Below are 25,880 nucleotides of genomic sequence, written 5' to 3' on the forward strand. Positions count from 1 at the left end.
CTGTCAGGCGTAGAGCGCCTCGATCTGCTCGGCGTACTTCTGGTGCACCACGTTGCGCTTGACCTTGAGCGACGCGGTGAGCTCACCGGTCTCCTCGGTGAACTGGTCCGGCAGGACGTGGTACTTCTTGATCGACTCCGAGTGCGACACGCTGCGGTTCGCCCGCATCAGCGCCTGATCGAGGTGCTCGATCATGTCGGCGTCCTTGAGCAGCTCGTACAGCGACCCCGATTTGTCGTGGTGCGACTTCCAGCGCTCCAGGGCCTCCGGGTCCAGGGTCAGCAGCACGGAGACGAACGGCTTGCCGTCACCCACGCAGACCGCCTCGGCGACGAGGGGGTCGGCGCGCAGCGCGTCCTCCAACTGGTTGGGAGCCACGTTCTTGCCGCCGGCCGTGACGATGATCTCCTTCTTGCGGCCGGTGATCGACAGGTAGCCGTCCTCGTCCAGCGAGCCCAGGTCGCCGGTCCGGAACCAGCCGTCCGTGAAGGACTCGGCGGTCGCCTTCTCGTTCTGCCAGTAGCCGGAGGCGACCACGGGGCCGCTCACCTCGACCTCGCCGTCCTGGGCGATACGGACGGCGCACCCGGGAAGCGGCTGGCCGACGCTGCCGATCCGCATGTGGCCCGGGGTGTTCACCGTGATCGCGGCGCACGTCTCCGTCAAGCCGTAGCCCTCGAAGATGTTGACCCCGATGCCGTCGAAGAAGTGGGTCAGCCGGTCACCGAGGGCCGCGCCGCCGGAGATGGCGACCTCGCAGCGCCCACCGAGGGCGTTGACGAGCTTGGCGTAGACCAGCTTAGAGAAGAGCGCGTGGCGCAGCCTGAGGAGCGGCCCCACGCGGCCGTCACCCCGGTTGGCCTTGGAGTACGCCACGGCGGTGTCGGCCGCCTTGTCGAACATCCACGCCTTGACCGTGCCGCCGTCCTGAGCGGTCGCCCGGGCCTTGTTGAAGACCTTCTGGAAGACGCGGGGGACCGCGAGGATGTAGTGCGGCTTCATCTCTCCGAACGTCTCGACCAGGTTGGTGAGGTCGGCGGAGTGCGCGATCGTCACACCGGCGTGGAAGCCGGCGTACGTGATCGCGCGGGCCAACACGTGTGCCAACGGGAGGAACATCACCGAGGTCGCGTCGATGCGCAGGATCTGGCTGAAGGGCGTCTCGAGCACGGCGAGCGTCTCGGACATGAAGTTGTGGTGGCTGAGCATGACGCCCTTGGGGCGTCCCGTCGTGCCGGAGGTGTAGATGAGTGTCGCGGGGGAGTCGGCCCGCACCGTGGCGCGGCGCTCGTCCAGGACGGAGGCGTCGACCGAGGCGCCCTCGGTGGCGAGGGTCTCCAGGACCGGGTCGGCCCCGTCGATCACGAGGACGTCGGAGACGTCGAGCCCCTCGATGCCCTCGCGGGCCGTCGCCGCGTGGGTGTCGTTCTCGACGATGATCAGCTTCGCGCCGGAGTCCTCCATGATCCACCGGATCTGGTCGGCGCTCGAGCTGTCGTACACCGGCACCGTGACCGCGCCGACCGCCCAGATGGCGAAGTCGATCAGATTCCACTCGTAGCGGGTGGCGCTGAGCAGGGCGACCCTGTCGCCCGCCTGGACGCCCAGGGCCACGAGGCCGCGCGCGACCGTGCGGACCTCCTCGGCGAACTCACGGTTGGTGACGTCCGTCCACCGACCGCCGACGGGCCTGAGGAACGCGACGTTCTCCGGTGTCTGTTCCGCTCGGTCGTAGGCCGACTGAACGCAGGACCAGTCGTCGGGGACGGTGAAGGTGGCGGGTGCCGCGACGTATTCGCGCAAAGGGTCCTCCCGGTGGAGACGTTCGTCGTATGTCGGTGACCACACACTATCGCCGCCCCACCGCGGCGGCCACGGCGACCGGCACCGACGGGACTCGGCCCGGGCGCATCCCGGGTCGGGATGTGTGAAGCTGGAGGGCATGAGCGAGTACGACGGCGCCCCCGAGGTCTGGCCGACCAGAGACTCCACCGTGGTCGACGCGTCGGTGGAGGCCGTCATGGCGGTCATCGCCGACTTCGCGGCCTATCCGGAGTGGTCCGCGTCGATCGACGCCGCCGAGGTGCTGTCGACGGGCGCGGACGGTCGCCCGGACAGGGTGCGGTTCCAGCTGCGGGCGGGTGCGATCGTCGACGAGTACGTGCTCGTCTACTCCTGGTCGGCGGACCACCGCTCGGTGGAATGGCGCCTCGAGAGCTCGACGCTGCAGCGGAACCAGCGCGGCTCCTATCGTCTGGAACCCGTGGAAGCCGGCACCCGGGTGGACTACGAGCTGGAGATCGAACTGACCGTGCCGGTGATCGGGAGTCTGCGCAGCCGTGCTCAGCGACGCATCCTGGGTGACGCGCTCAGTGAGCTCAAACGACGGGCCGAGTCCCGGTGAACCACACCCGTGTGGTCGTCGTCCTCGGCGGCGACCCGGCCGAACGCGCCGACGTGACCGGTGGGCTGCTCGCGGACTCCGGTCGGACCGCCCTGGTGCTGACCGGTCACCCCGATGCCGTCGACCCCCGCCTCGACACCTCCGACGAGGGCCCCGTCGAGGTCCGCGCCGACGACCCGACCGCGAGGCTGGAGGCGTACCGATCCGGCGCCGCCGACCCGGATGACGACGTCCTGGCCGCCCTCTCCGCAGGCGGCGACACACCGCTGGCTGCCGTGCTCGGGTGGGAGTACGCGCGCCGCGCCGCGGCGTCCGGTTACTGGGATGTCGTCGTGGTCGAACTCGACGGGGACCTGGCCGCCGTCCGCCGCATCGCCGCGGCCGGGGAACTGGCCGCCTTCGTCGAGTCGCGGTGGCCGGCCAACGTGCGCTTCGCCTCCATGGCCGCCGGCGCCCGTGCGGATGCCCGTGTCCGGGAGGCGCATCGGCTCGCGCTGCTCGCCGGTGACGTGGCCGGCTTCCTCTCGGGCCCGCTCGAGGTGACCGTGGTCGGCCGCGCATCGGAGCGGACGGCCGCGATGGCGGCGCTCGCGCGCGGCGCCGTGCGACCCGGGGTGGCGCCCGACGGCGCCGGGGGATACCGCGTCGAGTACCCCGTCCCGACCGCGCCGTCCGCGCCGGCGTCGGTCGAGGGCGACCGGCTCCGCCTCGAACACGACGGTTTCCGCGCGGTTCTCGGCCTGCCCCCGCTGCTGACCCGCTGCGTCCTCGTCGACTCGACCTTCGACGCCGACGCCGGACGCGTTCGGCTGCGCTTCCTCCCGGACCCCGATCTGTGGCCGCAGAACCTCGTGCCGACCGGTTCCGCCGACACGGCCGGGTAGTATCCGCATTCGTCGATTGCCACCACAAGAGGACCGGGGACCGCGTTGCTGTACTACCTGTTCAAATACGTGCTCATCGGCCCGTTCCTCCGGGCCACGAGTCGGCAGGTCGTGACGGGACACGAGCATTTCCCGGCCAGGGGCGCCGCTCTCCTCGTCGGCAACCACCAGTCGATCGCGGACTGGCTGTTCACCCCGCTGCTCCTGCCGCGCCGGGTGACGTTCCTGGCCAAGAGCGACTACTTCACGGGCACCGGCATCCGCGGGATGCTCAGCCGGTGGTTCTTCGCCGGCTCCGGGCAGTACCCGATCGACCGCACCAACGCCGACGCCGCACAGGCGGCCCTGGACGCCGGTCTCGAGGTCCTGTCCTCCGGGCGGATCCTGTGCATCTACCCCGAGGGCACCCGCTCCCCGGACGGGCGGCTCTACCGGGGCAAGACCGGGCCGGCCCGACTGGCGCTCCGCGCGGGCGTGCCGATCATCCCCGTGGGGGTCTCCGGCACCGGCGAGTACGTCCGCAAGGCGACCAGGTTCCGCTTCTTCCCGCGGACCGAGGTCCGCGTCATGCTCGGCGAGCCGCTCGACCTCTCGCCGTGGGCCGGCCGTGAGGGCGACCGGGCGGCCGAGCGCGAGGTCACCGACGAGCTCATGCGTCGCATCCAGGCCCTCACCGGGCAGGAGTACGTCCACGACATCTACGGCGCGGACATGAAGAAGCGCTACCAGGCGGTGCGCGAGTCGGGGCACAACCTGCTCGACCAGCCCGTCGACGGGCAGCGCTGACGAGGTGCGGTACTTCTACGACTGCGAGTTCATCGAGGACGGCACGACCATCGACCTGGTGTCGGTGGGGGTCGTCGCCGAGGACGGTCGCGAGTTCTACGCGGTGTCCACCGAGTTCGACTCGTCGACGGCCGGCCCGTGGGTCCGCCGCAACGTCCTGCCCAAACTCCCCAACCCGTCGTCCGGGGCGTGGATGTCGAGGTCCCGGATCCGCGACGAGCTCTACGACTTCGTCACGGCCCCGCCCACCGGCCCGGTCGAGATGTGGGCGTGGATCGGCGCCTATGACCACGTCGCGGTGTGCCAGCTGTGGGGCGACATGACGAAGCTGCCGGCGGCGATGCCCAAGTTCACCCGCGACGTCCGCCAGCTCTGGGAGCTCGCCGGCCGGCCGGAGCTGCCGGCGCACCCAGGGGGCGCGCACGACGCGCTCGGTGACGCCCGCCACGTGGCGATGCGGTTCCGGGCCATCGCCGGGCAGGCGCCCCACCTGGGTCTCTGAGGCCTCGTCCGCGCGCGGTGGCGTATCGTCGCCGGGGTGAGCAACTGGACAGTCGACGTCGACATCGCGCAACTCCCCGACCTGCCGCCGCTCTCCGCGGACCTCGACAGGCAGCTGGCCGACGCCCTCTCCCGGCCGGCGCTGCAGCAGCCGTCGTGGGACCCGCAGCACGCCGCCGCCATGCGCAAGGTCCTCGAGAGCGTCCCGCCGATCTGCGTGGCCTCCGAGGTCGAGCACCTCTCGGACCGCCTGGCGGACGTGGCACACGGTCGGGCTTTCCTGCTGCAGGGCGGTGACTGCGCCGAGACGTTCGAGGCCAACACCGAGCCCCACATCAAGGGCGTCATCCGCACGCTCCTGCAGATGTCGGTCGTGCTGACCTACGGTGCTTCGATGCCCGTGGTCAAGGTCGGTCGCATCGCCGGCCAGTACGCCAAGCCGCGCTCCGCCGACCGCGACGGCACCGGGCTGCTGTCCTACCGCGGCGACATGGTCAACAGCATCGAGGCGGACGAGTCCGCCCGCGAGCACGACCCGTCCCGCCTGGTCCGCGCCTACGCCAATGCGGCGGCGGCGATGAACCTCGTCCGTTCCCTGACGGCGTCGGGTACCGCCGACCTGCACCGCGTGCACGAGTGGAACATGGAGTTCGTCGCCGGCTCGCCGGCCGGTGCCCGCTACGAGGCCCTGGCCGCGGAGGTCGACCGGGGCCTGCGCTTCATGGACGCGTGCGGTGTCTCCGACGCCAACCTGCGGTCCGCCGACATCTTCTCCTCCCACGAGGCCCTGGTCCTGGACTACGAGCGGGCGATGCTGCGCCTGGCCGACGACGGGACGGGGCTCACCGGTGACGCCGAGCAGGGCCTGTACGACCTGTCGGCGCATTTCCTGTGGATCGGGGAGCGCACCCGCGGCATCGACGACGCCCACGTGGCGTTCGCCTCGCTCATCCAGAACCCCATCGGGCTGAAGATCGGTCCCACCACGACCCCCGAGTTGGCGGTCGAGTACGTCGAGAAGCTCGACCCCCACAACCGGCCGGGCCGACTGACGCTCGTCTCCCGCATGGGCAACGACAAGGTCCGCGAGGCGCTCCCGCCGATCGTCCGCGCGGTCGAGGCCACCGGGCACAAGGTCATCTGGCAGTGCGATCCCATGCACGGCAACACGCACTCCACGTCGAACGGGTACAAGACCCGCCACTTCGACCGGATCATCGACGAAGTCCAGGGCTTCTTCGAGGTGCACCACGCGCTCGGATCGCATCCGGGCGGGATCCACATCGAGTTGACCGGCGAGGACGTCACGGAGTGCCTCGGCGGCGCCCAGGACATTTCCGACCTGGACCTGGCGGGCCGGTACGAGACGGCGTGCGACCCGCGGCTCAACACCCAGCAGTCGCTCGAGCTCGCCTACCTGGTCGCGGAGATGCTGCGCCACTGACGCGCCCAGCGGGCGCCGGCCGGGCGCCGCGCCGACCTCGCAGGAGTCAGCCCTGGGCCGCGTCAGCCCAGCGCGTCGATCTCGACCTCGCTGCCCCGGGCCACCACCCGGCCGGGCAGCGGGGTCTGTCCGTAGACGATGCCGCTCGACGTCCCCGCGTCGATCGTGGCGCGCAGCCCGGCCTCCTGCAGTCGCTGGCGGGCGTCGGACGCGCGGGAGCCCAGCACGACCGGGACGGTCACCGCGTCCGACGGCACGATCCGCAGCACGGCGCCCGACGGGTCGAGGCGGGTCCCGGCCGGCGGCTCGGTGCGGACCACCCGGCCGTCGGCGATCTGGCGGTCGGTCACGGATGACTCGAGGACGACCGTGAACCCGGCCTGCTCGAGCACGTCCGTCGCCTCGTCGACGGGCACGTCCCTGATGTCGGGCACGGTCAGTGCGTTGGAGACCAGCAGGACGACCCCGTCGCCGCGGGACACGTCGGTCCCGGCGGCCGGGTCGGTGCCCACGGCCTGGCCACCGTCCACCTCGTCGTCGTACACCCTCCTGACCTGCGACACGGAGAGCCCCGCGCCCTCGAGGGCGGCGCGCGCCTGGTCCTCGGCCAGGCCCACCACCTCCGGCACGGCCACCGGCGCCGGCCCGGAGCTGGTGATCATGGCCACGCGCGTGCCCACGTCGACGGTCGTGCCCGCGCCGGGCTGCAGCGACACCACCTGGCCCACGGGCACCGAGTCGGAGTGCTCGGTGCCGCCGCGGACCGGCTCCAGCGAGTTCTCCCGGAGGGCGGCCGAGACGGCGTCGACGGTCCGGTTCGCACCCACCTCGGGCACCACGGGGCGCCCCACCGACACCAACACGGCCACGGTGTCCCCGCGGGGCACCTTCTCCCCGGCCGCGGGGTCGGTACCCACCAGGCCGGACGGGGGGACGTCGTTGCTGAAGGCGTCGCGCGTCGCGGCCGCGAGGCCCACGGCGTTGACCGCGTCGGTGGCCTGGCCCACCGACATCCCCTGGACGGAGGGCACCTCTACGAACCGTCCCGAGCCGAGCCACCACCCGGCCACGGCCAGTCCGATCGCGGCGGCGAGCACCACGATGAGCCATAACATGCCGCGCTGTCGGCGCGGCCGGATGATGTCGCGGTCGGGCGCGGCCTCCACGTCGCCGCGCGGTGCGCGGTCGGGCTCGGCGGGGCCGGCGGCCGGGGGCACCGGGGCGAGGTCGGCGCGCGTCTGGACCCGGGTGGGCGTCGGGCCGTCGCCGCGGCGCAGGGCCTCGCCGCTCTCGCGGTCGGCGGCGTCGAACTCGGATTCGCCGCCCGGGGTGGCGCGCGCGGCGTTCGCCCTGGCCCGCGTCCACGAGGACTGCCTCGGCGCCGGGACGACGTAGTCGGGGAACCGCCCGATCTTGGCGGCGCGGTCGAGGTCGCGCAGCATCTCGTCGGCGTCGGTGTAGCGGTCCTCGCGGCTGCGGCGGGTGGCGCGCAGGACTAGGTGGTCGAGGTCCTCGGCGACGGTGTCGGACTGGTCGGACGGCGCGGGGACGTCGGTGTCGAGGCGACGGTAGGCCACCGCGATGTTGTTGTCGCCGCTGAACGGCGGCTCCCCGGTGAGCATCTCGTAGGTCAGCACGCCCAGGGAGTACAGGTCGGAGCGCGGATCCGTGTCGGCGCCGGAGATCTGCTCGGGGGAGAGGTACGCGGCGGTGCCCATGACCACGCTGCTGGAGGTGGCGCGCGACTCGGCGACCGCGCGGACCAGGCCGAAGTCGGCCAGCTTCACCGCCCCGGTCGTGGAGATCAGGACGTTCTCCGGCTTGATGTCCCGGTGGACGAGGCCGGCGGCGTGTGCCTCGCGGAGCGCGCCGAGCAGCGGGCGCAGCACGGCGGCCGCGGCGTACGGCGGCATCGGCCCGCGCTCGTCGAGGAGTTCCCGCAGCGTGCCCCCGGGCACCAGTTCCATGACGAGGAACGCGGTCCCCGCCTCGACGCCCTGGTCGAAGACCTGGACGATCCCCGCATCCGACAGGCGGGCCGCGGACCGGGCCTCGAGCGTGAACCGGTCCACGAACGCGCGGTCGCCGGCGAGGGTGGGGTCGAGCAGCTTGACGGCGACGTGACGGTCGAGCCGCTCGTCCGTGGCCAGGTGGACCGTGGACATGCCGCCGCGGGCGATCACGGCGTCGAGCCGGTAGCGCCCGTCGAGCAGGGTGCCTGGTCCGGGGGGCTGCCCGTCGTAAGTGCTCATATCGTCCATTCTGCCCCTCCCGCCCCGTCCGCGGTACGTCCGGAGACGTCCCGACGTGGCCCGGGGGCTAACGTGGGAGGGGTGAGTACCGTTCCGCACTGCGACGACGTCCTGCCCGCCGGGGTTGAGACCATCAACCTGCCCGAGGTGTCCGAACGCCTCGGCATCCCGGTAACCCGTGTGCACGATCTACTGCGCGACGGGACACTGCTCGCCGTCCGCCGCGCGGGCGTCGTCGTGGTGCCGGCCGTCTTTCTGGACGACGACGAGGTCGTGCGCTTCCTCCCGGGACTGATCGCCGTCCTGCGGGACGGGGGTTATCGGGACGAGGAGATCCTGCGGTGGCTGTTCACGGAGGACGACAGCCTGCCCGGCCGCCCGGCCGACGCGCTCCACGGCCACCGCGCGCGGGAGGTCATGCGTCGCGCCCAGGCGATGGCGTTCTGACGGTGTCGGTGGCGGTTCGCGCCGCGGCGGTCGCACGCCACCACCACCAGACCGCGGCAGCGGACGCCACGAGGGCGGCTCCGACGAGTGTGGGGCTGTAGAGGCTGGTCGAGCCGTTGGGGCCTATGCCCATGACGAGGAAGACGGTCACGCCGACCGCTGCGGTCGTCGCGCGGGGGCCGGGCCGGGCGACGAACCAGAACGCCGCCACCCACACGTGGTACCACGGCCAGGACAGCGAGTTGAGCACGACAAACGCCAGCAGCGCGAGCATCATGCCGCGCAGTGCCGAGCGGGTGTCCCGGCGGTACAGCCACCACACCACCACCAGCGCCACCGCGAGCACCACGCGTCCCACCTGCCGGGTCACGGCGAGGACGTCCTCGAAGCCGGGGGTGTCGAACGCGGCGTGGACGAGGTGGGCCACGGCGGTCGGCGCGCTCAGATAGTTGATGACCCGGTCGGAGACGGAGATGGCGTCCACCCAGCCGAGGCCCGTGCCTGCGGCCAGGGTGGCCAGCGCGAACACGACGACCGCCGCGCCCGCGGCGACCACCGTGTCGAGGACCGCGCCGACGAGCGGACTCCTGTGCGGTCGCGGGAGAGGCCGCGCGGAGTCCTGCAGTCGTCGGCGCCGGTCGAGGGCGATCCACAGCAGGAACGGCGCGACGATGACGGCGGTGGCCTTGAACGCCACCGCGAGCCCGATCGCGGCCCCCGCCCACGCGTAGCGCCGGTCGAGGGTGAGCGCGACCGCCGCGAGGCACGCCACCAGGGGGAAGATTTCGTTGTGCAGGCCACCCGCGAGGTGGATGACCGCCAGCGGTGACGCGCCGGCCATCCACACGGCCGCGCCCGTGTCGACCCCGGCGCGCCGAGCCGCCGCCGCCACGAGCGCGACGAGCCCCGCCAGCGCGACCAGCACCAGCACGCGCAGGATCAGCACGCCCACCGCGGGATGCCCTCCCGACAAGGCCACGACGCCGCGCATGAGCAGCAGGTGCAGGGGGCCGTACGGGGTGGCGGTGGACCGCCAGTCGGGACTGACCTCGGTGGTGAACGGGCCGGGGTTGGCCTCGGGCCCGTACTCGTAGGGGTCGACGCCCGCGGCGGTCATGGCGCCCTGCGCCAGGTACGACCACGCGTCGCGGCTGAACAGGGGGACCGCGGGCAGCAGCGGCAGCGACCACAGCGCGGTGGCCCACGCGGCGTCGCGGGTGGGGAGCCGTCCGGAGACCGCGCGGGGGCCGAGCGAGAGCCACGACGTGACCAGGAGCGCGACGCCCGCCCAGCACAGGACGAGGGCGAGGACCTCGCCGTGGCCGAAGGTGAAACCGGACAGGCCGACCGCGACCGCGGGGCCGCCGTCGACCGGCAGCGCGCCGGCGCCGAAGCCGGAGACGGTGAGCAACGCGGAACCGAGGACGCCCCGCCACAGCGCGGGGCCGGACGGGCCGATGAGGGCGGCCCGGGCGGAGCCCACCGCCGAGGTGGTCCGGGTGGGCGGGCGTGACGACGACGAGGAGTCCCGCTCCGGTCGGTGTCCCGTGGCAGCGGGCACGGATCAGGCCCGTCGGCGGGTCGCGGCCTCCGCGAGGTCCCGCAGCACGTCCCGCCCGTGTGTGCTGATCGCGTCGGAGGCGATCGCGTCCAGTGCGCGGGCGGTCAACTCCTCGATCTCGGTCTCCACGGAGGCGACCGCACCGGAGTCCACGAGGACGGCGCGGGCCCGCTCGAGGGTCGGGCCGTCGGGCTCGGTGCCCAGGACTCCGGCGAGGAAGCGCCCGTCCTCCTCGGGTGCGAGGGTCATCGCACGGGCGAGCAGGAGCGTGCGCTTGCCCTCACGCAGGTCGTCCCCGGACGGCTTTCCGGTGATCTCCGGATCGCCGAACACCCCGAGCAGGTCGTCACGCAGCTGGAACGCCTGGCCCACGGCGACGCCGAACCCCCGCAGCGCGGCGATCGTCTCGGCGGTCGCGCCGGCGAGCTCGGCCCCGATGTGAAGGGGCCTCTCGACGGTGTAGGCCGCGGTCTTGAAGCGGTTCACCCGGGCGGGCGTCTGCTCGTCCGTGGCCCCGGACGCCTCGGCGAGGATGTCGAGCATCTGGCCGGACAGGACCTCGGTCTTCATGGCGTGCCACGGGCCGAGCGCCCGGCTCAGCGCGGCCGGGTCGACGCCGGACGTCACGAACATCTCGTCGGCCCAGCTCAGGGCCAGATCGCCGACGAGGATCGCCTGGGACACCCCGTAGCGGGCGGCGTCGCCGTCCCACCCGTCCCGCCGGTGCGCCGACTCGATCGCGCGGTGCACGGTGGGACGGCCGCGGCGGGTGTCGGAGGCGTCGACGATGTCGTCGTGGACGAGAGCGCACGCCTGGATCAGCTCGAGGGCGGCGCAGGCGGTCACGACCTCTTCGGGCGCTGGGCCGGCGTCGGGCCGGGAGGCGGCCCACCCGGCCAGGGCGAACCGGGGCCGCATCCGCTTTCCGCCGTCGAGCACGAAGTCCGACAGGAGCCCGGCCAGCCGGTCCACCCGCTCGTCGACCGCGGCGACGACCGTGCGGCGTCCCTCGATGTGGCGGCGGAGCGTGGCGAGGACGCGTTCTCCGTCGTCGGGGCGGGTCGCCATGACCACGGGCACCATCCCTTCCGGGCGCCCGGTCCGGCCGCCCTCGTCGCCGATGATCCTAGTCGTCGGGCGGCGGCCGGACCGGACGCGTGTCGGGCTACCCTGGTCGGGTGACCCAGCTACCCGACCCAGACCCGACGGACGGCGGCCGGCACCCGAGCATCGTGGAGAGGATCGCGACGTCGACCACCCCGAGGGTGCCGTTCTCCGTCGAGTTCTACCCGCCCCGTGACGAGGCCGCCGAGGAGCGCCTGTGGCGCGCCGCCTCCGTGTTCTCCGAGCTCGGGGCGGCGTTCGTCTCGGTGACGTACGGGGCGGGCGGGTCGACGCGTGACCGGACCGTCCGCGTCGTCGAGCGCATCGTCCGGGAGACCGACCTGGTCCCGATCGCGCATCTGACGGCGGTCGGGCACACGGTGGCCGAGCTCGCCGACATGATCCGCATGTACGGGGAGGCGGGGGTGTCCAACATCCTCGCGCTCCGCGGGGACCCGCCCGGAGACCCGTTGGGGGAGTGGACGGCGCATCCGGAGGGACTGCGCTACGCCGAGGAGCTCGTCCGGCTGATCCACGAGGTGGGGGACTTCCACGTGGGCGTGGCGTCGTTCCCCGAGGGGCACTACCGGGCGCGCGACCTCGATCACGACACCGAGGTCCTGGTCGGAAAGCTGCGCGCGGGTGCCGAGTACTCCATCACGCAGATGTTCTGGGACGTCGAGCACTACCTGCGCCTGCGGGACCGCGCCGTCGCGGCCGATCCGGAGCAGGGCGCCAAGCCCATCATCCCCGGGCTCATGCCGGTCACCAGTCTGCGTCAGGTCAAGCGGATGGTCGAGCTGTCGGGGTGTGCGCTGCCCGACGACCTGGCCGAGCGGCTCCGGACCGCCGCGGGGGACGGGCCGGAGGAGAACCGCGAGGCCGTGCGCGAGGTCGGGATCGACCTGACCACCCGGATGTGTGAGCGGCTGATCTCCGAGGGCGTGCCGTGTCTGCACTTCAACACCCTTAACTTCTCGCGGGCCACCCGCGAGGTCCTCACCAACCTGTCGATGGCGCCCGCGCCCGGGGTGGCGGCCAGCCGGGTCTGACCGCCTCAGCGCACCAGGCGGTCCGCGCGGGCCCTCGAGGTCCGCGCGGCGAGGATCGTCCCGATGGACACCAGCAGGGCGGCGCCGATGCCCACGATCATCCACACGGCGAAGCCGCGGGCGGCCGGGTCGGGGTACGAGGACGAGGCCTGCATCCGGGTGATCGACCCCGGTGCGGGCGTCCAGCTCACGGAGTTCCCCGCGCCGACGGTCCCGTTGGTCTCGCTGATGCGGTTGGGGAACGTCAGGTCGACCCGCGTCGTCGTCGACCCGGCGCGATCGGCCGGGAGCATCGACAGGTCGATCGATCCGCTGAACGACACCGTGTCGCCGCTGCGGCGGAATCCGAGCGTGTAGGGGCGGGCGCCCTCGATGTCGATCGCCAGTGTCAGCGTGTCCATCTCCGCGAACGTCAGCTGGGTGAAGTAGATCTCCCGGCCGGTGAACCCGTCCGCCGAGTACGGCGTGATCCGGACCTTCTGCTCGAGGCCGGACGGCGCGCCGATTCGCTCGAGGGCCGCCGCCTGCTCCGGTTGGTCGCCGGCGATGAGGATGCGCCCGGATACGGTGTCGTCCTTGCGGACGCTCATCTGGGCGTTGAGCTGCAGACACCCGGTGAGGACGACCAGCAGGGCGGCCAGCGTGATGAGGCCCGCGATTCGTCGGGGCGACCGCGAGCGGCCGGAGGCGGCTGTGGGGCGCACGGTCGTGGAGCGCACGGTCGTGGGGCGCCGGAGCGGTCGGGGCACGGTCACGGCGGTCATTCTGCCCGTATTCCCCGGCGCCGTATCGTCGACCTGCCGAGCCTACGTCCGACGAGCCGCGCCACCGTCCTGCCGCTGGCGCCGATGACGCCTCCGCCGGGGTGGGTGGACGCCCCCGCCAGGAACACCCCGTCGGCGCCCGGGACCGCGTGGCCGCGCAGGTCGGGGTGCGGGCGCATCGGCAGCATCTGGTCCAGCGACATCTCCACGTGCATGACGTTCCCGCCGAGCAGCCCGAGTTCGGTCTCCAGGTCCTCCGGGGTCTGGACGTGACGGTGGACGATCGAGTTCGCCAGGCCCGGGGCGAACCGGTCCGCCGCGGCGATGATGCGGTCGGCCTCCGCGGGCCCGGCCTCGGACCAGCCGCGCCCGTCGGCGAGATGACGCGGGTGCCACTGCGACCAGAGGGTGAGCTCGTGTCGGCCCGCCGGCGCGAGGGAGGGGTCGAGCGAGCTGAAGCTCATGGCCAGGACGGCAGGGTCCGCGTCGAGGCCCCCGGCGGCGGCCACGCCGTAGCGCCGGTCGAGGTGTCGCCGGTCGGTGACGAGCAGTTGCAGCCCGTGGGCACTGGTCTCGGTGGGCACGTCCGGGTAGCGCGGCAGGTCGGTGGTGCCCAGCCGGACGACCATCCCCAGGCCGAATCCGGGCCGGATCCGCCGTCGCCACCCGTCCACCGTCGTCGTCGGCAGCTCGCGCTCGAGGAGGTCGAGGGTCGTGTGCACGTGGCAGGCCGCCACGACCGTCGAACAGTGGAGGGAGTCCCCGCCCTCGGTGTCGACGCGCCAGCCCCGACCCGAGCGGCGGATCGCGGTGGCCCCCGCGCCGGCGGTGACCGTGCCGCCGTGCGCCCGGATCGCCGACGTCAGCGCGTCCGCGAGCGCTCCCGACCCGCCGACCGCGCGCCCGGGCGGGATCCGGTGCATCAGCGCCGCGAAGCCGATCATCGGGGCCGTGGCGGGGTGCGACATCGGCGGGCCGGACTGGGCCCCGAACCACGACAGCGCGGCCTTGAGCCGCTCGGAGTCGAACATCGAGTCCAGGAGTGCGTCGCCGGAGGACAGGAACGTCTGGACCGCGCCGAACGGGTCGCGCAGGTCCTCGGCTCCGAGGAACGCCGACCCGAGCCCCGGCGCGGTCGGCCGAACGGAGAAGCCTTTCATCATGCGTCCCGCCAGGACGTCCCATCGCCGGACGAACTCGCGGTACACGTCGGCATCGGCGTTCCCGCAGGCGGCGGCGATGCTGGCGCACGTCGCGTCGAGGTCGCGGTGGAAGACGATCGGCGGCGCCCCGGACCCGGGCGGAGCGGGCGCGAACCCCCAGGGATCGCAGTCGATGTAGCGCAGTCCGTGGGCCGCGAGGTCCAGCTCCTCCGGGATGCCGGTGTGCCGGATCATGAGATGCGCGGACGACCCGCGATCGGTCCGGTGGCCGGGGTACCGTTCGACCGTCGAGGTGGCACCGCCGATCACGGTGTCCTTCTCCACCACGTGGACGTCGTGCCCGGCACGGGCGAGATAGGCGGCGCAGACCAACCCGTTGTGGCCCGAGCCGATCACCACCACGTCGTGACGCCGGCTCACGCGTCGGCCCCCGGGCCGGGGAGCGGCAGCGGGCGTTCCAGGACCGCGAACGGCCGGGCGTCGCCCTCGAAGCGGTACGACCGCAGCACATCGGTGAAGCCGAGCGACCGGTACAACCGCCACGCGCTGTTGCTCTCGCCCTCGACCTCGGGGGTCGACAACAGCACCCTGCTCTCCGGCCGGTCCGCCAGGAACCTGCGCAGCAGGGTCCCGCCGATACCGCGGCCCTGGTGGGTGGGCGAGACGTGCAGCTCCGTCAGTTCGACGTAGTCGGACGGTAGCTCGCGGTCCCGGTCGCGCAACCCCCGGGAGACCTGCTCGTACCACCACTGGCCGGGCGCGCCGTGGTAGCCGTAACAGATCGCGACCAGCGGGCCCCTCGACTGTCCGAGCAGGCGTCGACGCGGGGCCTCGAACGCGGCCACCCCGGACCAGCCGTCCCGGTAGCTGTGTTCCATCCAGGCGGCCGCCCGGGAGCGGATCACCTGCGACGGGTAGTCCATGGCGTCGACGTAGACCCCCAGAGCCTCGGGCAGTCGGTCTCGGAAGTCGGCGGCGTCCAGTCGGGTGATCACGGTGTCCATCCACCCCATTTCATCACGGGCGTGGATCCGGGGCGCCGGGTTGTGTCGTACCCCGGCGATACCGTGCGCGCAGACGCGGAGGTGCAGGAGGCGGAGGTGCAGCAGATGGACACGAGGAAGACGCGGACCACGAGCAGGAAGCGGTCGTCCCGCGGGGGTGCCGTGGGGTCCCTCGGCCGCGCCGGGCGCGCCGAGGTGCACCGTGGTCGCGCGGTCGCGGCGACCGGCCCGTCGGAGCGCTTCGTCGAGGCCTACCGCGCCGCCAGGTGCGCCGCCGGCGCGTTGCTCGCCCCGGGGCCGCGGCGTCGCGGTCCGGTCGATGTCTGGCACCGGCTCGCGGCGGAGGTGCCGGAGCTGGGGGAGTGGGCGACCGCCTTCGGTGGGTATTCCGCTCTCGCGGCCGCCGTCGAGGACGGGCTCCCGCGGACGATCTCGGCCCGCATGGCGGATGATTTCCTGTGGGCGGTGGGCCGCTTCATGGACCTGGTGGACCAGCGCCTGGGCGTCCTGGGCCCCGCGGCCTGACCCGTCCCGCCGCGGACCCGCCGGCTCCCTAGCCCTTCCAGGGGAATCCCGGTGGTCCCGGCCGCGTTGCCCTCGTATGATGGGGAGAACCCTGACCGGCTGATCACCGTCCGCGGTCGGTGCGAACCGACCGAGCCGGCCACGCTCGTCATCACGAGCATCTGAAGGAGGTCGAAGTGCCCCTGTCCGAGCACGAGCAGCGCATGCTCAAGGAGATCGAGAGCGCGCTCTACGCCGACGACCCCAAGTTCGCGTCGTCCGTCCGTAAGACCGGCGCGAGCGGCGCCCGGCGTCCCGCGGGCCTGGTCGTGGCGCTCGCCGTCCTCGGTGTGGCACTTCTCGTCGGTGGTCTGGCCCTCGACTTCAAGCCCGGCGGTTTCCCCGTGCTGAGCCTCGTCGGGTTCCTCGTTATGTTCGCGGCCGGGGTGCTCGCGCTGCGTTCGACGCCGTCCGCGGGAGCGCCGGGCGTCAAGAATTCGGGCGGTCCGCGTGTCCCCGGGGCCGGGCGGGCCTCATCCAAGTCCTCCGACGGTCGGTCCTACTCCTCGAGGATGGAGGACCGGTTCCGCCGTCGCTTCGAGCAGGGGCCCTGATCGTCCGACAGCCTCCGGGCCGACCACCACGCTTCAGATGCAGGGGTGAGCGCACCAGCGCTCACCCCTTCACACATTTTCGGGCCCGCCGGACCCGCGGCCTGCCGGCATCGGCTCGCGCAGTCGGCGTCTCGCCGGCGGGACTTAACGCCCAGCCTGCAGCCGCCCGCGGCCTTGGCGTTTCGCTCGCGCGGATGTACGCCGAGCCCGCAGCCGCTCCTGGGGATGGCGTCTCGCACCCCCCGTGGTGCGCGCGAGACGCCATGTTGGCGTGCGGCTGCGGCTGGGCGGGCCGGGCGGCTGCGGCTGGGCGGGCCGGGCGGCTGCGGCTGAGCGGGCCCGGCGACCGCGGCGACGCCATGGGTGAAGGCGCCACGAGCGGCGTGTCCCGCACGTTGACTGCAGCCGCCGCCCACCCCACCCCACCCCGCCGCCCACCCCACCCCGCGCCCCACCTCACCCCACCCCGCTGCCCCCACCATTCCCCACCGGACGCCCATCTCTGCGTCACTTGAGCTCCATCAGTCACATCAGCCCCTTCGGTCAGTCGTATTCGGAGCGCGTAACGGTCGATTCGCGGCACGGCTGCGGCCTGGGGCCAGCGTCGGATGATGCGTGACGTGGGCTGATGCGTTCAGGTGGGGAGAAGTGGGGCGCAAGCCTTGTTTGTGGGGCGTTGTGGGGTACAGTGGGGCACGCAAGGAGCTCGATGGGCCTGGACCCCAGGAGGTGGCGGGTGACCGACACCGATCCCGTCGACTCCGGACGCGAACGAGCCTTCGTCGGGTACGGGACCCACCGTCCCAAGCTCGACGACAAGGGGCGGCTGACGATCCCCGCCAGATTCAGGCCAGGCCTGGCGGACGGGGTGGTGGTGTGTGGGTGGTTCACCAACACGCTCTCGGTCTTCCCTGAGGGCGAGTTCGACGCGCTGGTCAGAAAGGTCCGGCCGACCGCCAACCTCAGCGAGAGGCACATGGCGTTCTTTCGGCTCCTGGTGAGCGGCGCGGAAGTCCAGCAACTGGACTCGCAGGGACGGATCTCCATCCCCGCGAGTCAGCGGAACTACGCGGGTCTGGACAAGGACTGCGTCGTCAACGGCCTCGGGGAGCGACTCGAGGTCTGGGACGCCAAGGCGTGGGACCGCTACAGCGCGGAGAACCTACCCGTGTTCTCCGAGATGGAGGGCACCTCGCTCGGGATCGAGTTCTGATCCCGGGAGAGGAAGGACGAGAACGCACACGAGAGCACGACGGACGGAGCCCCCCGGCCCCTGCCCGGCACCACCCTGACGTACTTCCCCAACGCCAGGTGGGTACCGGACGGGGACCAGGGGGCTCCACCACAACCGCCGGAGCACCGACGACCGGACGCGAGGAGGCGAGATGGCAGAGCGGCCCGATGCCGATCGCGACGCCACGCGCTCCGGGCACGTCCCCGTCTTCCTCGAGCGCACCATCGAGCTCTTCCGTCCCGTCGTCGAGGCCGCCGCGGAGGAGGGGCGCGCACCCGTCATCGTGGACGGCACCCTCGGCCTCGGCGGACACTCCTCCCACCTGCTGGCCGAGTTCAGCGACCTGCGGGTGCTCGGCGTGGACCGTGACCCCGAGGCGCTCGACATGGCGACCCGCAGGCTCACCGCCTACCGCGACCGCTTCACGCCCGTCCACGCCCGCTTCGACGACTTCGACAGCGTCATCGCGGCGCTGCCCCCGGACGCGCGCGACGACGCCGGCCCGGCGATCGACGGCATCCTCCTCGACTTCGGCGTCTCCTCGATGCAGCTCGACGTCGCCGAGCGCGGTTTCGCGTACTCGGTGGACGCGCCGCTCGACATGAGGATGGACCCCACCACCGGCCCGACCGCCGCCGACATCCTCGCCGACTATCCGCGCGACGACATCGCCCGGATCCTGCGGGTGTACGGCGAGGAGCGCTTCGCCCGGCAGATCGCGGCCGCGATCGTCCGCCGGCGCGACACCGATCCCATCGTCACCAGTTCCCAGCTGGTCGAACTGCTCTACGACACGATCCCCCAGGGCGCCCGCCGGACCGGTGGGCATCCGGGCAAGCGCGTTTTCCAGGCCCTGCGCATCGAGGTCAACGCCGAGCTGGAGGCGGTCGAGAACGCCGTGCCCGGGTACCTCGACCTCCTGCGGCTCGGCGGACGTGCGGTCTTCATGGCGTACCACTCCCTCGAGGACAAGATCGTCAAGCGCGAACTCGCCACCCGCACCGCCTCCCGCACCCCGGCGGGCCTGCCGGTGGAGCTGCCCGGCCACGGCCCCGAGTTCGAGGCCGTCACCAGGGGAGCGGAGAAGGCCTCACAGGAGGAGATCGACCACAACCCGCGCTCGGCCTCGGTCCGGGTGCGCTGCGTCCGGCGTATCGACGGGAGAACCCCATGACGAGCACGATCGACACGCCCGGCACCGTTGACGGGCTCGACACCCGCCCGGCCCCCGGCCCAGACGCCGACGCCCCGGCCGGAGCGGGACGGGCCGTCGGCCTACGACGGAGGCCCGTCACACGCTCCGTCCGCGGCCGTCGCACCGTGGTCGTCCCCGCGGAGCGTCTGAGCCCGGCCGAACTGGCCGCCAGGGTGCCCTTCGTCGTCGTCCTCCTCCTCCTCATCGGCGCCGGCGTCGGCGGCACCCTCCTGCTGTCGGCCCAGACCACCCAGGACACCTACGACCTCAAGAACGCGCGCGACGCCAACGTCGAACTCGTCGAGCGGATGGAGGCGCTCCGCGCGTCCAACGAGCGCGCCCGCTCGGCCGAGGTGCTCGCGCAGCGCGCCGAGAAGCTGGGCATGGTCGGTGTCGCCAGCGCGCCGATCCTCATCAGGGGATCCGACGGCGTCATCGAGATCGTCGGGGAGCCCGAAGCGGAGCTCGGCGCGCCGATCAAGCCGCTCCAGCCCGCTCCGGTAGCGTCCGAGCCGTCGAGGTCGTCCGACCGGGATGCGTTCGACGCGCCGCCCGCACAGGCGCCGCAGGACCGCACCCCTCGCGGTGTCGCCCCCGTTCCCTACCCGCCGCTCGCCGGCCCGCCGTCCCCGGTGGCGCCGCCGTCCCCCATGGTCGAGCCGGCCCCGCCGGCCCCCGCCGCCGAGGCGGGCCCCGGCCCCGACCCGGCGCCCCCGGCCGCGCCGCCCGCCCCGACGGCTCCCGGCGACGGTGCCGCGACGCTCGCCCCGGTGCCCGGACAACCCTTCTAGCACCCCCACCCGAAAGGCCCCGAGATGACCGAACGACGCACCCCGGAAGCGGGACGCCGGGATACCTCGGGTGACCCGCGCGCCACCGCACCGGGCGTCGGACGGCCACCGAACCGGTTCGGCCGGGTCCTCACCACCAACTCGACCGAACGCCGGTTCACCTTCATGCGGTCCGCGTTCGCCGTGATCATGGTGATCGCCCTGGTCAAGCTCTTCTGGGTGCAGACAATCGGGGGCACCGAGCTCGCCGCCCGCGCTGAGAGCCAGCGGCAGGTCCACCAGGTCCTGCCCGCCACCCGCGGGGCGATCGTCGATCTGGACGGCGACCCCATCGCCTTCACCCGCGAGGCCCGCGACCTGTCGATCCAGCCGCTCGTCGAACAGCGGAACGCCGAGGCCCGCCGCGAACTCGACAGCACCAAGCCGACGTGGGACGAGCTCGTCGTGGAGATCGCCGACGAGTTCGAGGCCGTGCTCGGTGACGCCGTCGACCGCGACGAGATCGAGGCCAAGCTCTCCTCCGGCGGCGGCTTCACCTACCTCGTCCGCAACGTCGACGTCACCCAGGCCAACGCCCTCGTCCGCGAGTTCCCGATGATCGGCGCCGAGCGCGTCGACATCCGCGAGTACCCGGGCGGCGCGCTCGCCGCCAACGTCGTCGGTGCCACCACCAAGAGCGACGAGGGCAAGCTGATCGGCCTGCAGGGCATCGAGGCCCACTTCAACGACCAGCTCGACGGCGAGGACGGCCGGCAGACCTTCGACCGGGCCCAGGACAACACGGTCATCCCCGGCACCCTGCGCAACGTCACCGAACCGCGCGACGGCGACACGATCCGCCTCACCCTCGACGCGGACCTGCAGTGGCACGTCCAGAAGGCCATCCAGTCCGCCAAGGACACCTCGGGCGCGAAGAGCGCCTCAGCCGTCGTCCTGGACGCGCAGACCGGCGAGGTGCGGGCGATGGCCAACGACAACACGTTCAATCCGGCCGTCGGCGTCGGTGCCGAGCTCGAGCGTGGCGCCGACCTCGGCAACCCGGCCATCACCTCCCCGTTCGAGCCGGGCTCAGTGCAGAAGATCATCACCGCGGCCGCCGCCATCGAGGCCGGACTGACACACCCGGACGAGGTGCACTCGGTCGACGGCAGCATCCGCATGGAGGGCGTCACGGTCTCCGACGCGTGGCAGCACGGGCCCACGCCGTACACCACCACCGGCATCTTCGGGAAGTCCTCCAACGTCGGCACGCTCATGCTCGCCCAGCGGGTGGGCAAGGAGCCGTTCTCGCAGTACCTGGAGAAGTTCGGCCTCGGCCAGCGCTCCGGCATCGAACTGGCGGGGGAGTCGGAGGGCCTCGTGCCCGACCTGCAGAACTGGCAGGGCGGCACGTTCGCCAACCTGCCGATCGGGCAGGGCCTGTCCATGACCACCCTGCAGATGGCCGGGATCTACCAGACCATCGCAAACGACGGCGTCCGCGTGCCGCCCCGGATCGTCGCCGAGCGGGTCGGTCCGGACGGCGAGAGCCACCCCACCGAACGCCCCGAGGGCGAACGCGTGATCAGCACCGAGACCGCCCGCACCGTGCGCGACATGTTCCGCGCCGTCGTGCAGTCCGGGCCCGGAGCCCAGGCCGGCACCGGCCCCCAGGCCGCGGTCGCCGGCTACCAGATCAGCGGTAAGACCGGCACCGCGCAGCAGATCGACCCGGGCTGTTCCTGCTACTCCAACTCGCGCTACTGGATCACCTTCGCCGGCATCCTGCCGGCAGACGACCCGCGCTACGTGATCGCCATCATGCTCGACGCGCCCTCGCGCGGCGTGCTCGGCGCGTCCGCCGCCCCGCTGTTCCACGACATCGCGTCATGGCTGGTCAACAGGGACAACATCCCGCCGTCCGCGCCCGCGCCGGAACTGGTCCTGCAGGCGCGGTGACCGGCGCCCGGCAGGGTAGCGTGTAGCGGGTTCACGGGAGGGATCGAGCGAGGAAGGCGGGGCGAGGACAGGCGATGACCACGGCGCGACAGCTGGCAGATGCGGTGGGGGCCAGGCTCCTCGGCGACAGGTCCGGGGCCGACGTCGACCTCGGCGGGGCGACCATCCGGGCCCAAGACTGCGGCCCGGGCATCCTCTTCGTCGCCCTGCCCGGCACCCGGGTCCACGGCGCCTCGTTCGGGGCCACCGCCGTCGAGGCGGGGGCGTCCGCGGTGCTCACCGACCCCGAGGGCATCGAACTGATGGCCGCCGTCGCCGTGCGCCTGCCCGTCCTCGTCCACCCCGCCCCCCGCGCGGTCCTCGGCGCGGTGTCCGCGGCGGTGACCGGCGACCCGTCCGCCGACCTCGACGTGGTCGGCATCACGGGCACCTCCGGCAAGACCACCACCACCTACCTCGTCGAGGCCGCCCTCGAGGGCTGCGGGCAGCTGGCGGGCCTCATCGGCACCACCGGCAGCCGCGTGGGCGGCCGCGCCCTGCCCAGCCGGCTCACCACCCCCGAGGCCCCCGAGTTCCAGGCCCTGCTCGCGCGGATGCGGGCCGAGGGCGCCCGCGCCGTCGCGGCCGAGGTCTCCAGCCACGCCCTGCGGCTAGGCCGGGTGGACGGCGTCCGGTTCGCCGTGGGCGCGTTCCTCAACCTGTCGCAGGACCACCTGGACTTCCACCCGAGCATGGACGACTACTTCCGCGCCAAGGCGCGACTGTTCGACGTCGAGGCGGACCCCGGCTCCGCGGTGTGGCCGGCCGAGCGGGCGGTCGTGGTGATCGACGACGAGTGGGGCCGCCGCCTGGTGGGGATACGCCCGGACGCGGTGACCGTGTCCGCCGAGCCCGACGCCGACGCCGACTGGACGGCCGGGGAGTCCACCCCGACCGACCGCAACACCCAGGAGTTCACCGTCCACGGGCCCCGCGGGCTGGCCGTGGACGTCGAGCTCCCGCTGATGGGCCGGTTCAACGTCGCCAACGCGCTCGTGGCGCTGGCAATCGTCGACGCCCTGGGCGGGGAGGTCGCCGCCGCCGCGGACGGGCTCATGCGGGTGCGGGTGCCCGGCCGTCTCGAGCCGGTCGTGCGCGGCCAGGACTTCCGCGTCCTCGTGGACTACGCCCACAAGCCGGGCGCGGTCGCCGCCGTGTTGCGCTCGGTCCGCGCGCAGACCGAGGGGCGCGTGGCCGTGGTCCTCGGCGCCGGGGGCGACCGCGACCCGGGCAAGCGCCACAAGATGGGGGCCGCCGCGGCCGAGATCGCCGACCTCGTGGTGGTGACCGACGACAACCCCCGGAGCGAGGACCCCGCCGCCATCCGCGCCGCCGTCCGGGCGGGGGCGGAACAGACCGCCGGGCCCGATACCCGCGTCGAGGAGGTCGGTGACCGCGGCGCGGCGATCGCCACGGCGATCGACTGGGCCCGCGCCGGTGACGTCGTCGTGATCGCCGGAAAGGGGCACGAGACAGGCCAGGACGTCGGCGGGGTCGTCCACCCCTTCGATGACCGGGCCAGGGCCGCGGAAGAACTCGTCAGACGACTCGGATACCGCGCCCCCACGGGCGAGACGGAGGACAGCACACCATGATCGACCTCACCCTCGGCGAGATCGCGGGGATAGTCGGCGGTCGGTTGGTCGGTGGTGACCCGTCGACGGCCGTGACCGGCACCGTGGAGTTCGACTCCCGCCGCCTCACCCCGGGCGGGTTGTTCCTCGCCCTGCCGGGCGAACGCGTCGACGGCCACGACTTCGTCGCCCGCGCGCTCGACGGGGGCGCGGCCGGCGCGCTCGTCGCGCACGAGGTCGACGGCGTGGGCGGTGCGCAGATCGTCGTGCCCGCGGTCGACCGCCGCGAGACCAACGCCATGGCGCTGGCAGCCGACACCGACGGCTCCGGGGCCGCCGTGCTCACCGCGCTCGGCGCCCTCGCGCGCGCCAGCGTCGACCGGCTGGTCGCCGACCACGGGCTCGTCGTCGTGGGGGTCACCGGGTCGTCGGGCAAGACCAGCACCAAGGACCTCATCGGCGCCGTGCTGTCGGCGGCCGGCACGGTCGTCGCGCCCCCGGGCTCGTTCAACAACGAGATCGGCCACCCGTGGACCGCGCTGCGCGCGGACGAGGACACCGATTTCCTCGTCCTCGAACTCAGCGCCCGCGCGCCCGGGAACATCCGCGAGCTCGCGGCTCTCGCGCCCCCGCGCGTCGGGGTGGTCCTCAACGTCGGCACCGCGCACCTGGGCGAGTTCGGCTCGCGCGAGGTCATCGCCGCCACCAAGGGCGAGCTCGTCGAGGCGCTGCCGGACGCCGCGCACGGCGGGGTCGCCGTCCTCAACGCCGACGACGACCGAGTCGCCGCCATGGCCGGCCGGACCTCCGCCGAGGTCGTCACGGTGGGCCTGGGCGGGTCCGCGGACGTCCGTGCGGAGCGGGTGAGGCTCGACGACGAGGTGCGCGCCTCGTTCACGTTGGTCACCCCGCGGGGTGAGTCGGAGGTCGCGCTCCGGGTGCACGGCGAACACCAGGTGGGCAACGCCCTGTCGGCGGCCGCGGTGGGTCTGGCGTGCGGGATGGACGTCGAGCGGGTCGCGGCGGCGCTGGGTACCGCCGAGGCCGCCTCCGAGCGCCGGATGGACGTGCGCGTCACGGCCGACGGGATCACCGTTATCAACGACTCCTACAACGCCAACCCCGACTCGATGCGGGCGGCGCTGAAGTCCCTGGCCGTCATGGCCCGGTCGGGCGGCGGCAGGCCGCGCCGGACGTGGGCCGTGCTGGGGGAGATGGCCGAACTCGGCGAGGACGCGGTGATCGAGCACGACCTCGTCGGGCGCTTCCTCGTCCGGCTGGACGTGTCCCAGCTGGTGGTCGTGGGGCTGGGCAGGCCCCAGCGCGCGATGTTCCAGGGCGCGATCCAGGAGGGCTCGTGGGGATCCGAGGCGGAGCACGTCGCCACCGCGGAGGAGGCCGTGGAGATCCTGGACTCGAGGCTCGAGCCGGGCGACATCGTCCTGGTCAAGGCCTCGGCGGCCGTCGGTCTGTGGAGCGTCGCGGAGCACGTGCTCGCGACGCGTGGTGAGGAGAAGTAGTCAATGACCCAGATCATGGTCGCCGGCATCGTCGGCTTCGTCGTGAGCATCTTCCTCACACCGATGCTCATCATCTACTTCCGCCGCCACGGCTACGGGCAGGAGATCCGGCTCGAGGGCCCGCAGTCCCACATGAGCAAGCGGGGCACACCCAACATGGGCGGTCTCGCGATCCTCGCCGCCGTGTGGCTCGGCTACATCGTCGCCGGGCTGATCGGCCAGTTCACCGTGGGCGGCGGCGGGTTCACCGCCTCCGGCCTGCTCATCCTCGGCCTGGCCACGGCGCTGGCGGTGGTCGGCATGATCGACGACGGCCTCAAGGTGTTCAAGCGCCGGAACAAGGGCCTGGGCATCCTGTCGAAGACGGTCGGACAGGTGCTCGCGGCCCTGGCGTTCGGCATCCTCGTCCTCCAGTTCCGCAACCCGGACGGGCTCACCCCGGCCAGCCGGTCGCTGAGCTACGTGCGGGACTTCGTGGCCGTGACGTTCCCCGTCGTCGTCTTCCTCGTCTTCATAGTCATCCTCGTCTACGGCTGGTCCAACGCGGTCAACTTCACCGACGGGCTCGACGGCCTCGCCGCCGGCTCCATGGCCATGGTCATGGGCACCTACGTCGTGTTCAGTTTCTGGCAGTTCCGCTACTCCTGCTTCTCCACCGCCGAGGGCGTCAACCTGTCGGGCTGCTACCAGGTCCGCGACCCCTTGGACATCGCCGTGGTGTGTTCGGCCGCGCTCGGCGCGTGCCTGGGCTTCCTGTGGTGGAACGCCGCGCCGGCCAAGATCTTCATGGGCGACACCGGCTCGATGTTCCTCGGCGGCATCGTCGCTGGCGTGTCCGTCGTGTCGCGGACCGAGCTGCTCATGGTCGTCGTGGGCGCGGTGTTCGTCATCGAGTTCGTCTCGGTGCTCATCCAGGTCGCGGCGTTCCGCACCACCGGGCGCCGCCCGTTCCGCATGACGCCCATCCACCACCACTTCGAGAACGGCGGCTGGGCCGAGACGACGGTGACGATCCGGTTCTGGCTGCTGGTGGCCATCTCGTGTGGCCTGGCGATCGCGCTGTTCTACGGCGACTGGCTCGCGAGCTCGGCGGGATGACAGGGGT

23 protein-coding genes are annotated in these 25,880 nt (G+C 72.7%); 16 read left to right on the top strand and 7 right to left on the bottom strand.

Features of this window, described 5'->3' with window-relative positions; translation table 11 throughout:
- Positions 1 to 3 precede the first annotated feature (3 nt).
- Positions 4 to 1,803: an AMP-dependent synthetase/ligase gene (locus tag A6035_RS06450; RefSeq protein ID WP_108847098.1), complete on the bottom strand. Its 1,800-nt coding sequence runs from the start codon at positions 1,801 to 1,803 to the stop codon at positions 4 to 6.
- Positions 1,804 to 1,942: 139 nt separating this feature from the next.
- Between A6035_RS06450 and A6035_RS06455 the strand changes: the two genes are divergently transcribed.
- The 5 genes from A6035_RS06455 to A6035_RS06475 are packed head-to-tail and all read left to right on the top strand — an operon-like array spanning position 1,943 to position 6,019.
- Positions 1,943 to 2,404 carry an SRPBCC family protein gene (locus tag A6035_RS06455; RefSeq protein ID WP_108847099.1) on the top strand — a complete coding sequence of 154 codons (462 nt, stop codon included), beginning with the start codon at positions 1,943 to 1,945 and terminating at the stop codon, positions 2,402 to 2,404.
- A complete protein-coding gene (locus A6035_RS06460; RefSeq protein ID WP_108847100.1) occupies positions 2,401 to 3,288 on the top strand; it encodes a hypothetical protein in 888 nt (295 codons plus the stop codon). The genes A6035_RS06455 and A6035_RS06460 overlap by 4 nt, the downstream gene beginning before the upstream one ends.
- Positions 3,289 to 3,333: 45 nt before the next feature.
- On the top strand, positions 3,334 to 4,074 hold the full coding sequence (locus A6035_RS06465) for a lysophospholipid acyltransferase family protein (RefSeq protein WP_108847101.1): 741 nt from the start codon (positions 3,334 to 3,336) through the stop codon (positions 4,072 to 4,074).
- Between the two features lie 4 nt (positions 4,075 to 4,078).
- Positions 4,079 to 4,576: a polyadenylate-specific 3'-exoribonuclease AS gene (locus tag A6035_RS06470; RefSeq protein ID WP_108847102.1), complete on the top strand. Its 498-nt coding sequence runs from the start codon at positions 4,079 to 4,081 to the stop codon at positions 4,574 to 4,576.
- A 36-nt stretch (positions 4,577 to 4,612) separates the two neighbouring features.
- On the top strand, positions 4,613 to 6,019 hold the full coding sequence (locus tag A6035_RS06475; RefSeq protein ID WP_108847103.1) for a class II 3-deoxy-7-phosphoheptulonate synthase: 1,407 nt from the start codon (positions 4,613 to 4,615) through the stop codon (positions 6,017 to 6,019).
- 62 nt (positions 6,020 to 6,081) lie between these two features.
- Here A6035_RS06475 and pknB read toward each other — a convergent pair whose 3' ends face one another.
- Positions 6,082 to 8,271, bottom strand: coding sequence for a Stk1 family PASTA domain-containing Ser/Thr kinase (pknB, locus tag A6035_RS06480; RefSeq protein ID WP_244192557.1), 2,190 nt, complete (start codon positions 8,269 to 8,271; stop codon positions 6,082 to 6,084).
- A gap of 81 nt (positions 8,272 to 8,352) precedes the next feature.
- On the opposite strand from pknB, the gene A6035_RS06485 reads away from it, so the two are divergent.
- The gene (locus tag A6035_RS06485) at positions 8,353 to 8,718 is read left to right on the top strand and encodes an Rv2175c family DNA-binding protein (RefSeq protein ID WP_108847105.1); all 366 of its coding nucleotides are present in this window, start codon (positions 8,353 to 8,355) and stop codon (positions 8,716 to 8,718) included.
- On the opposite strand, the gene mptB is transcribed toward A6035_RS06485, so the two are convergent.
- Together mptB and A6035_RS06495 are read right to left on the bottom strand one after the other, a co-directional pair.
- Positions 8,687 to 10,279: a polyprenol phosphomannose-dependent alpha 1,6 mannosyltransferase MptB gene (gene mptB, locus A6035_RS06490; RefSeq protein WP_244192558.1), complete on the bottom strand. Its 1,593-nt coding sequence runs from the start codon at positions 10,277 to 10,279 to the stop codon at positions 8,687 to 8,689. The genes A6035_RS06485 and mptB overlap by 32 nt on opposite strands.
- Before the next feature lie 3 nt (positions 10,280 to 10,282).
- Positions 10,283 to 11,362, bottom strand: coding sequence for a polyprenyl synthetase family protein (locus A6035_RS06495; protein WP_108847107.1), 1,080 nt, complete (start codon positions 11,360 to 11,362; stop codon positions 10,283 to 10,285).
- A 95-nt stretch (positions 11,363 to 11,457) separates the two neighbouring features.
- On the opposite strand from A6035_RS06495, the gene metF reads away from it, so the two are divergent.
- Positions 11,458 to 12,435, top strand: coding sequence for a methylenetetrahydrofolate reductase [NAD(P)H] (metF, locus tag A6035_RS06500; protein ID WP_108847108.1), 978 nt, complete (start codon positions 11,458 to 11,460; stop codon positions 12,433 to 12,435).
- Positions 12,436 to 12,440: 5 nt separating this feature from the next.
- On the opposite strand, the gene A6035_RS06505 is transcribed toward metF, so the two are convergent.
- Genes A6035_RS06505 through A6035_RS06515 form a run of 3 tightly spaced genes read right to left on the bottom strand, consistent with a single transcriptional unit; the run spans position 12,441 to position 15,366 of the window.
- Positions 12,441 to 13,199, bottom strand: a complete 759-nt coding sequence (locus tag A6035_RS06505; RefSeq protein WP_108847109.1) for an LppM family (lipo)protein — start codon at positions 13,197 to 13,199, stop codon at positions 12,441 to 12,443.
- Positions 13,196 to 14,782 carry a phytoene desaturase family protein gene (locus A6035_RS06510; RefSeq protein WP_108847110.1) on the bottom strand — a complete coding sequence of 529 codons (1,587 nt, stop codon included), beginning with the start codon at positions 14,780 to 14,782 and terminating at the stop codon, positions 13,196 to 13,198. The genes A6035_RS06505 and A6035_RS06510 overlap by 4 nt, the downstream gene beginning before the upstream one ends.
- Entirely contained in the window at positions 14,779 to 15,366 is a 588-nt protein-coding gene (locus A6035_RS06515; RefSeq protein ID WP_108847111.1) for a GNAT family N-acetyltransferase, read from the bottom strand. Before A6035_RS06515 ends, A6035_RS06510 begins: the two co-directional genes overlap by 4 nt.
- A gap of 105 nt (positions 15,367 to 15,471) precedes the next feature.
- Between A6035_RS06515 and A6035_RS06520 the strand changes: the two genes are divergently transcribed.
- From A6035_RS06520 to mraY, 9 genes are all read left to right on the top strand, one after another.
- The gene (locus A6035_RS06520) at positions 15,472 to 15,891 is read left to right on the top strand and encodes an SAV_6107 family HEPN domain-containing protein (RefSeq protein WP_244192560.1); all 420 of its coding nucleotides are present in this window, start codon (positions 15,472 to 15,474) and stop codon (positions 15,889 to 15,891) included.
- Between the two features lie 176 nt (positions 15,892 to 16,067).
- On the top strand, positions 16,068 to 16,484 hold the full coding sequence (locus tag A6035_RS06525; protein ID WP_108847112.1) for a DUF3040 domain-containing protein: 417 nt from the start codon (positions 16,068 to 16,070) through the stop codon (positions 16,482 to 16,484).
- Between the two features lie 736 nt (positions 16,485 to 17,220).
- On the top strand, positions 17,221 to 17,697 hold the full coding sequence (gene mraZ / locus A6035_RS06530) for a division/cell wall cluster transcriptional repressor MraZ (RefSeq protein WP_108847113.1): 477 nt from the start codon (positions 17,221 to 17,223) through the stop codon (positions 17,695 to 17,697).
- A gap of 172 nt (positions 17,698 to 17,869) precedes the next feature.
- Positions 17,870 to 18,892, top strand: a complete 1,023-nt coding sequence (gene rsmH, locus A6035_RS06535; protein WP_108847114.1) for a 16S rRNA (cytosine(1402)-N(4))-methyltransferase RsmH — start codon at positions 17,870 to 17,872, stop codon at positions 18,890 to 18,892.
- A complete protein-coding gene (ftsL, locus tag A6035_RS06540) occupies positions 18,889 to 19,704 on the top strand; it encodes a cell division protein FtsL (protein ID WP_108847115.1) in 816 nt (271 codons plus the stop codon). The genes rsmH and ftsL overlap by 4 nt, the downstream gene beginning before the upstream one ends.
- 24 nt (positions 19,705 to 19,728) lie before the next feature.
- Positions 19,729 to 21,642 carry a peptidoglycan D,D-transpeptidase FtsI family protein gene (locus A6035_RS06545; RefSeq protein WP_162533987.1) on the top strand — a complete coding sequence of 638 codons (1,914 nt, stop codon included), beginning with the start codon at positions 19,729 to 19,731 and terminating at the stop codon, positions 21,640 to 21,642.
- A 74-nt stretch (positions 21,643 to 21,716) separates the two neighbouring features.
- Entirely contained in the window at positions 21,717 to 23,276 is a 1,560-nt protein-coding gene (locus A6035_RS06550) for a UDP-N-acetylmuramoyl-L-alanyl-D-glutamate--2,6-diaminopimelate ligase (protein ID WP_108847116.1), read from the top strand.
- Positions 23,273 to 24,775 carry a UDP-N-acetylmuramoyl-tripeptide--D-alanyl-D-alanine ligase gene (locus A6035_RS06555; RefSeq protein ID WP_108847117.1) on the top strand — a complete coding sequence of 501 codons (1,503 nt, stop codon included), beginning with the start codon at positions 23,273 to 23,275 and terminating at the stop codon, positions 24,773 to 24,775. The genes A6035_RS06550 and A6035_RS06555 overlap by 4 nt, the downstream gene beginning before the upstream one ends.
- 3 nt (positions 24,776 to 24,778) lie before the next feature.
- Positions 24,779 to 25,873, top strand: coding sequence for a phospho-N-acetylmuramoyl-pentapeptide-transferase (gene mraY / locus A6035_RS06560; RefSeq protein ID WP_108847118.1), 1,095 nt, complete (start codon positions 24,779 to 24,781; stop codon positions 25,871 to 25,873).
- The last annotated feature ends 7 nt before the right edge of the window (positions 25,874 to 25,880 follow it).

Origin of the sequence: Dietzia lutea (assembly GCF_003096075.1) — a bacterium.
Classification (GTDB): domain Bacteria; phylum Actinomycetota; class Actinomycetes; order Mycobacteriales; family Mycobacteriaceae; genus Dietzia; species Dietzia lutea.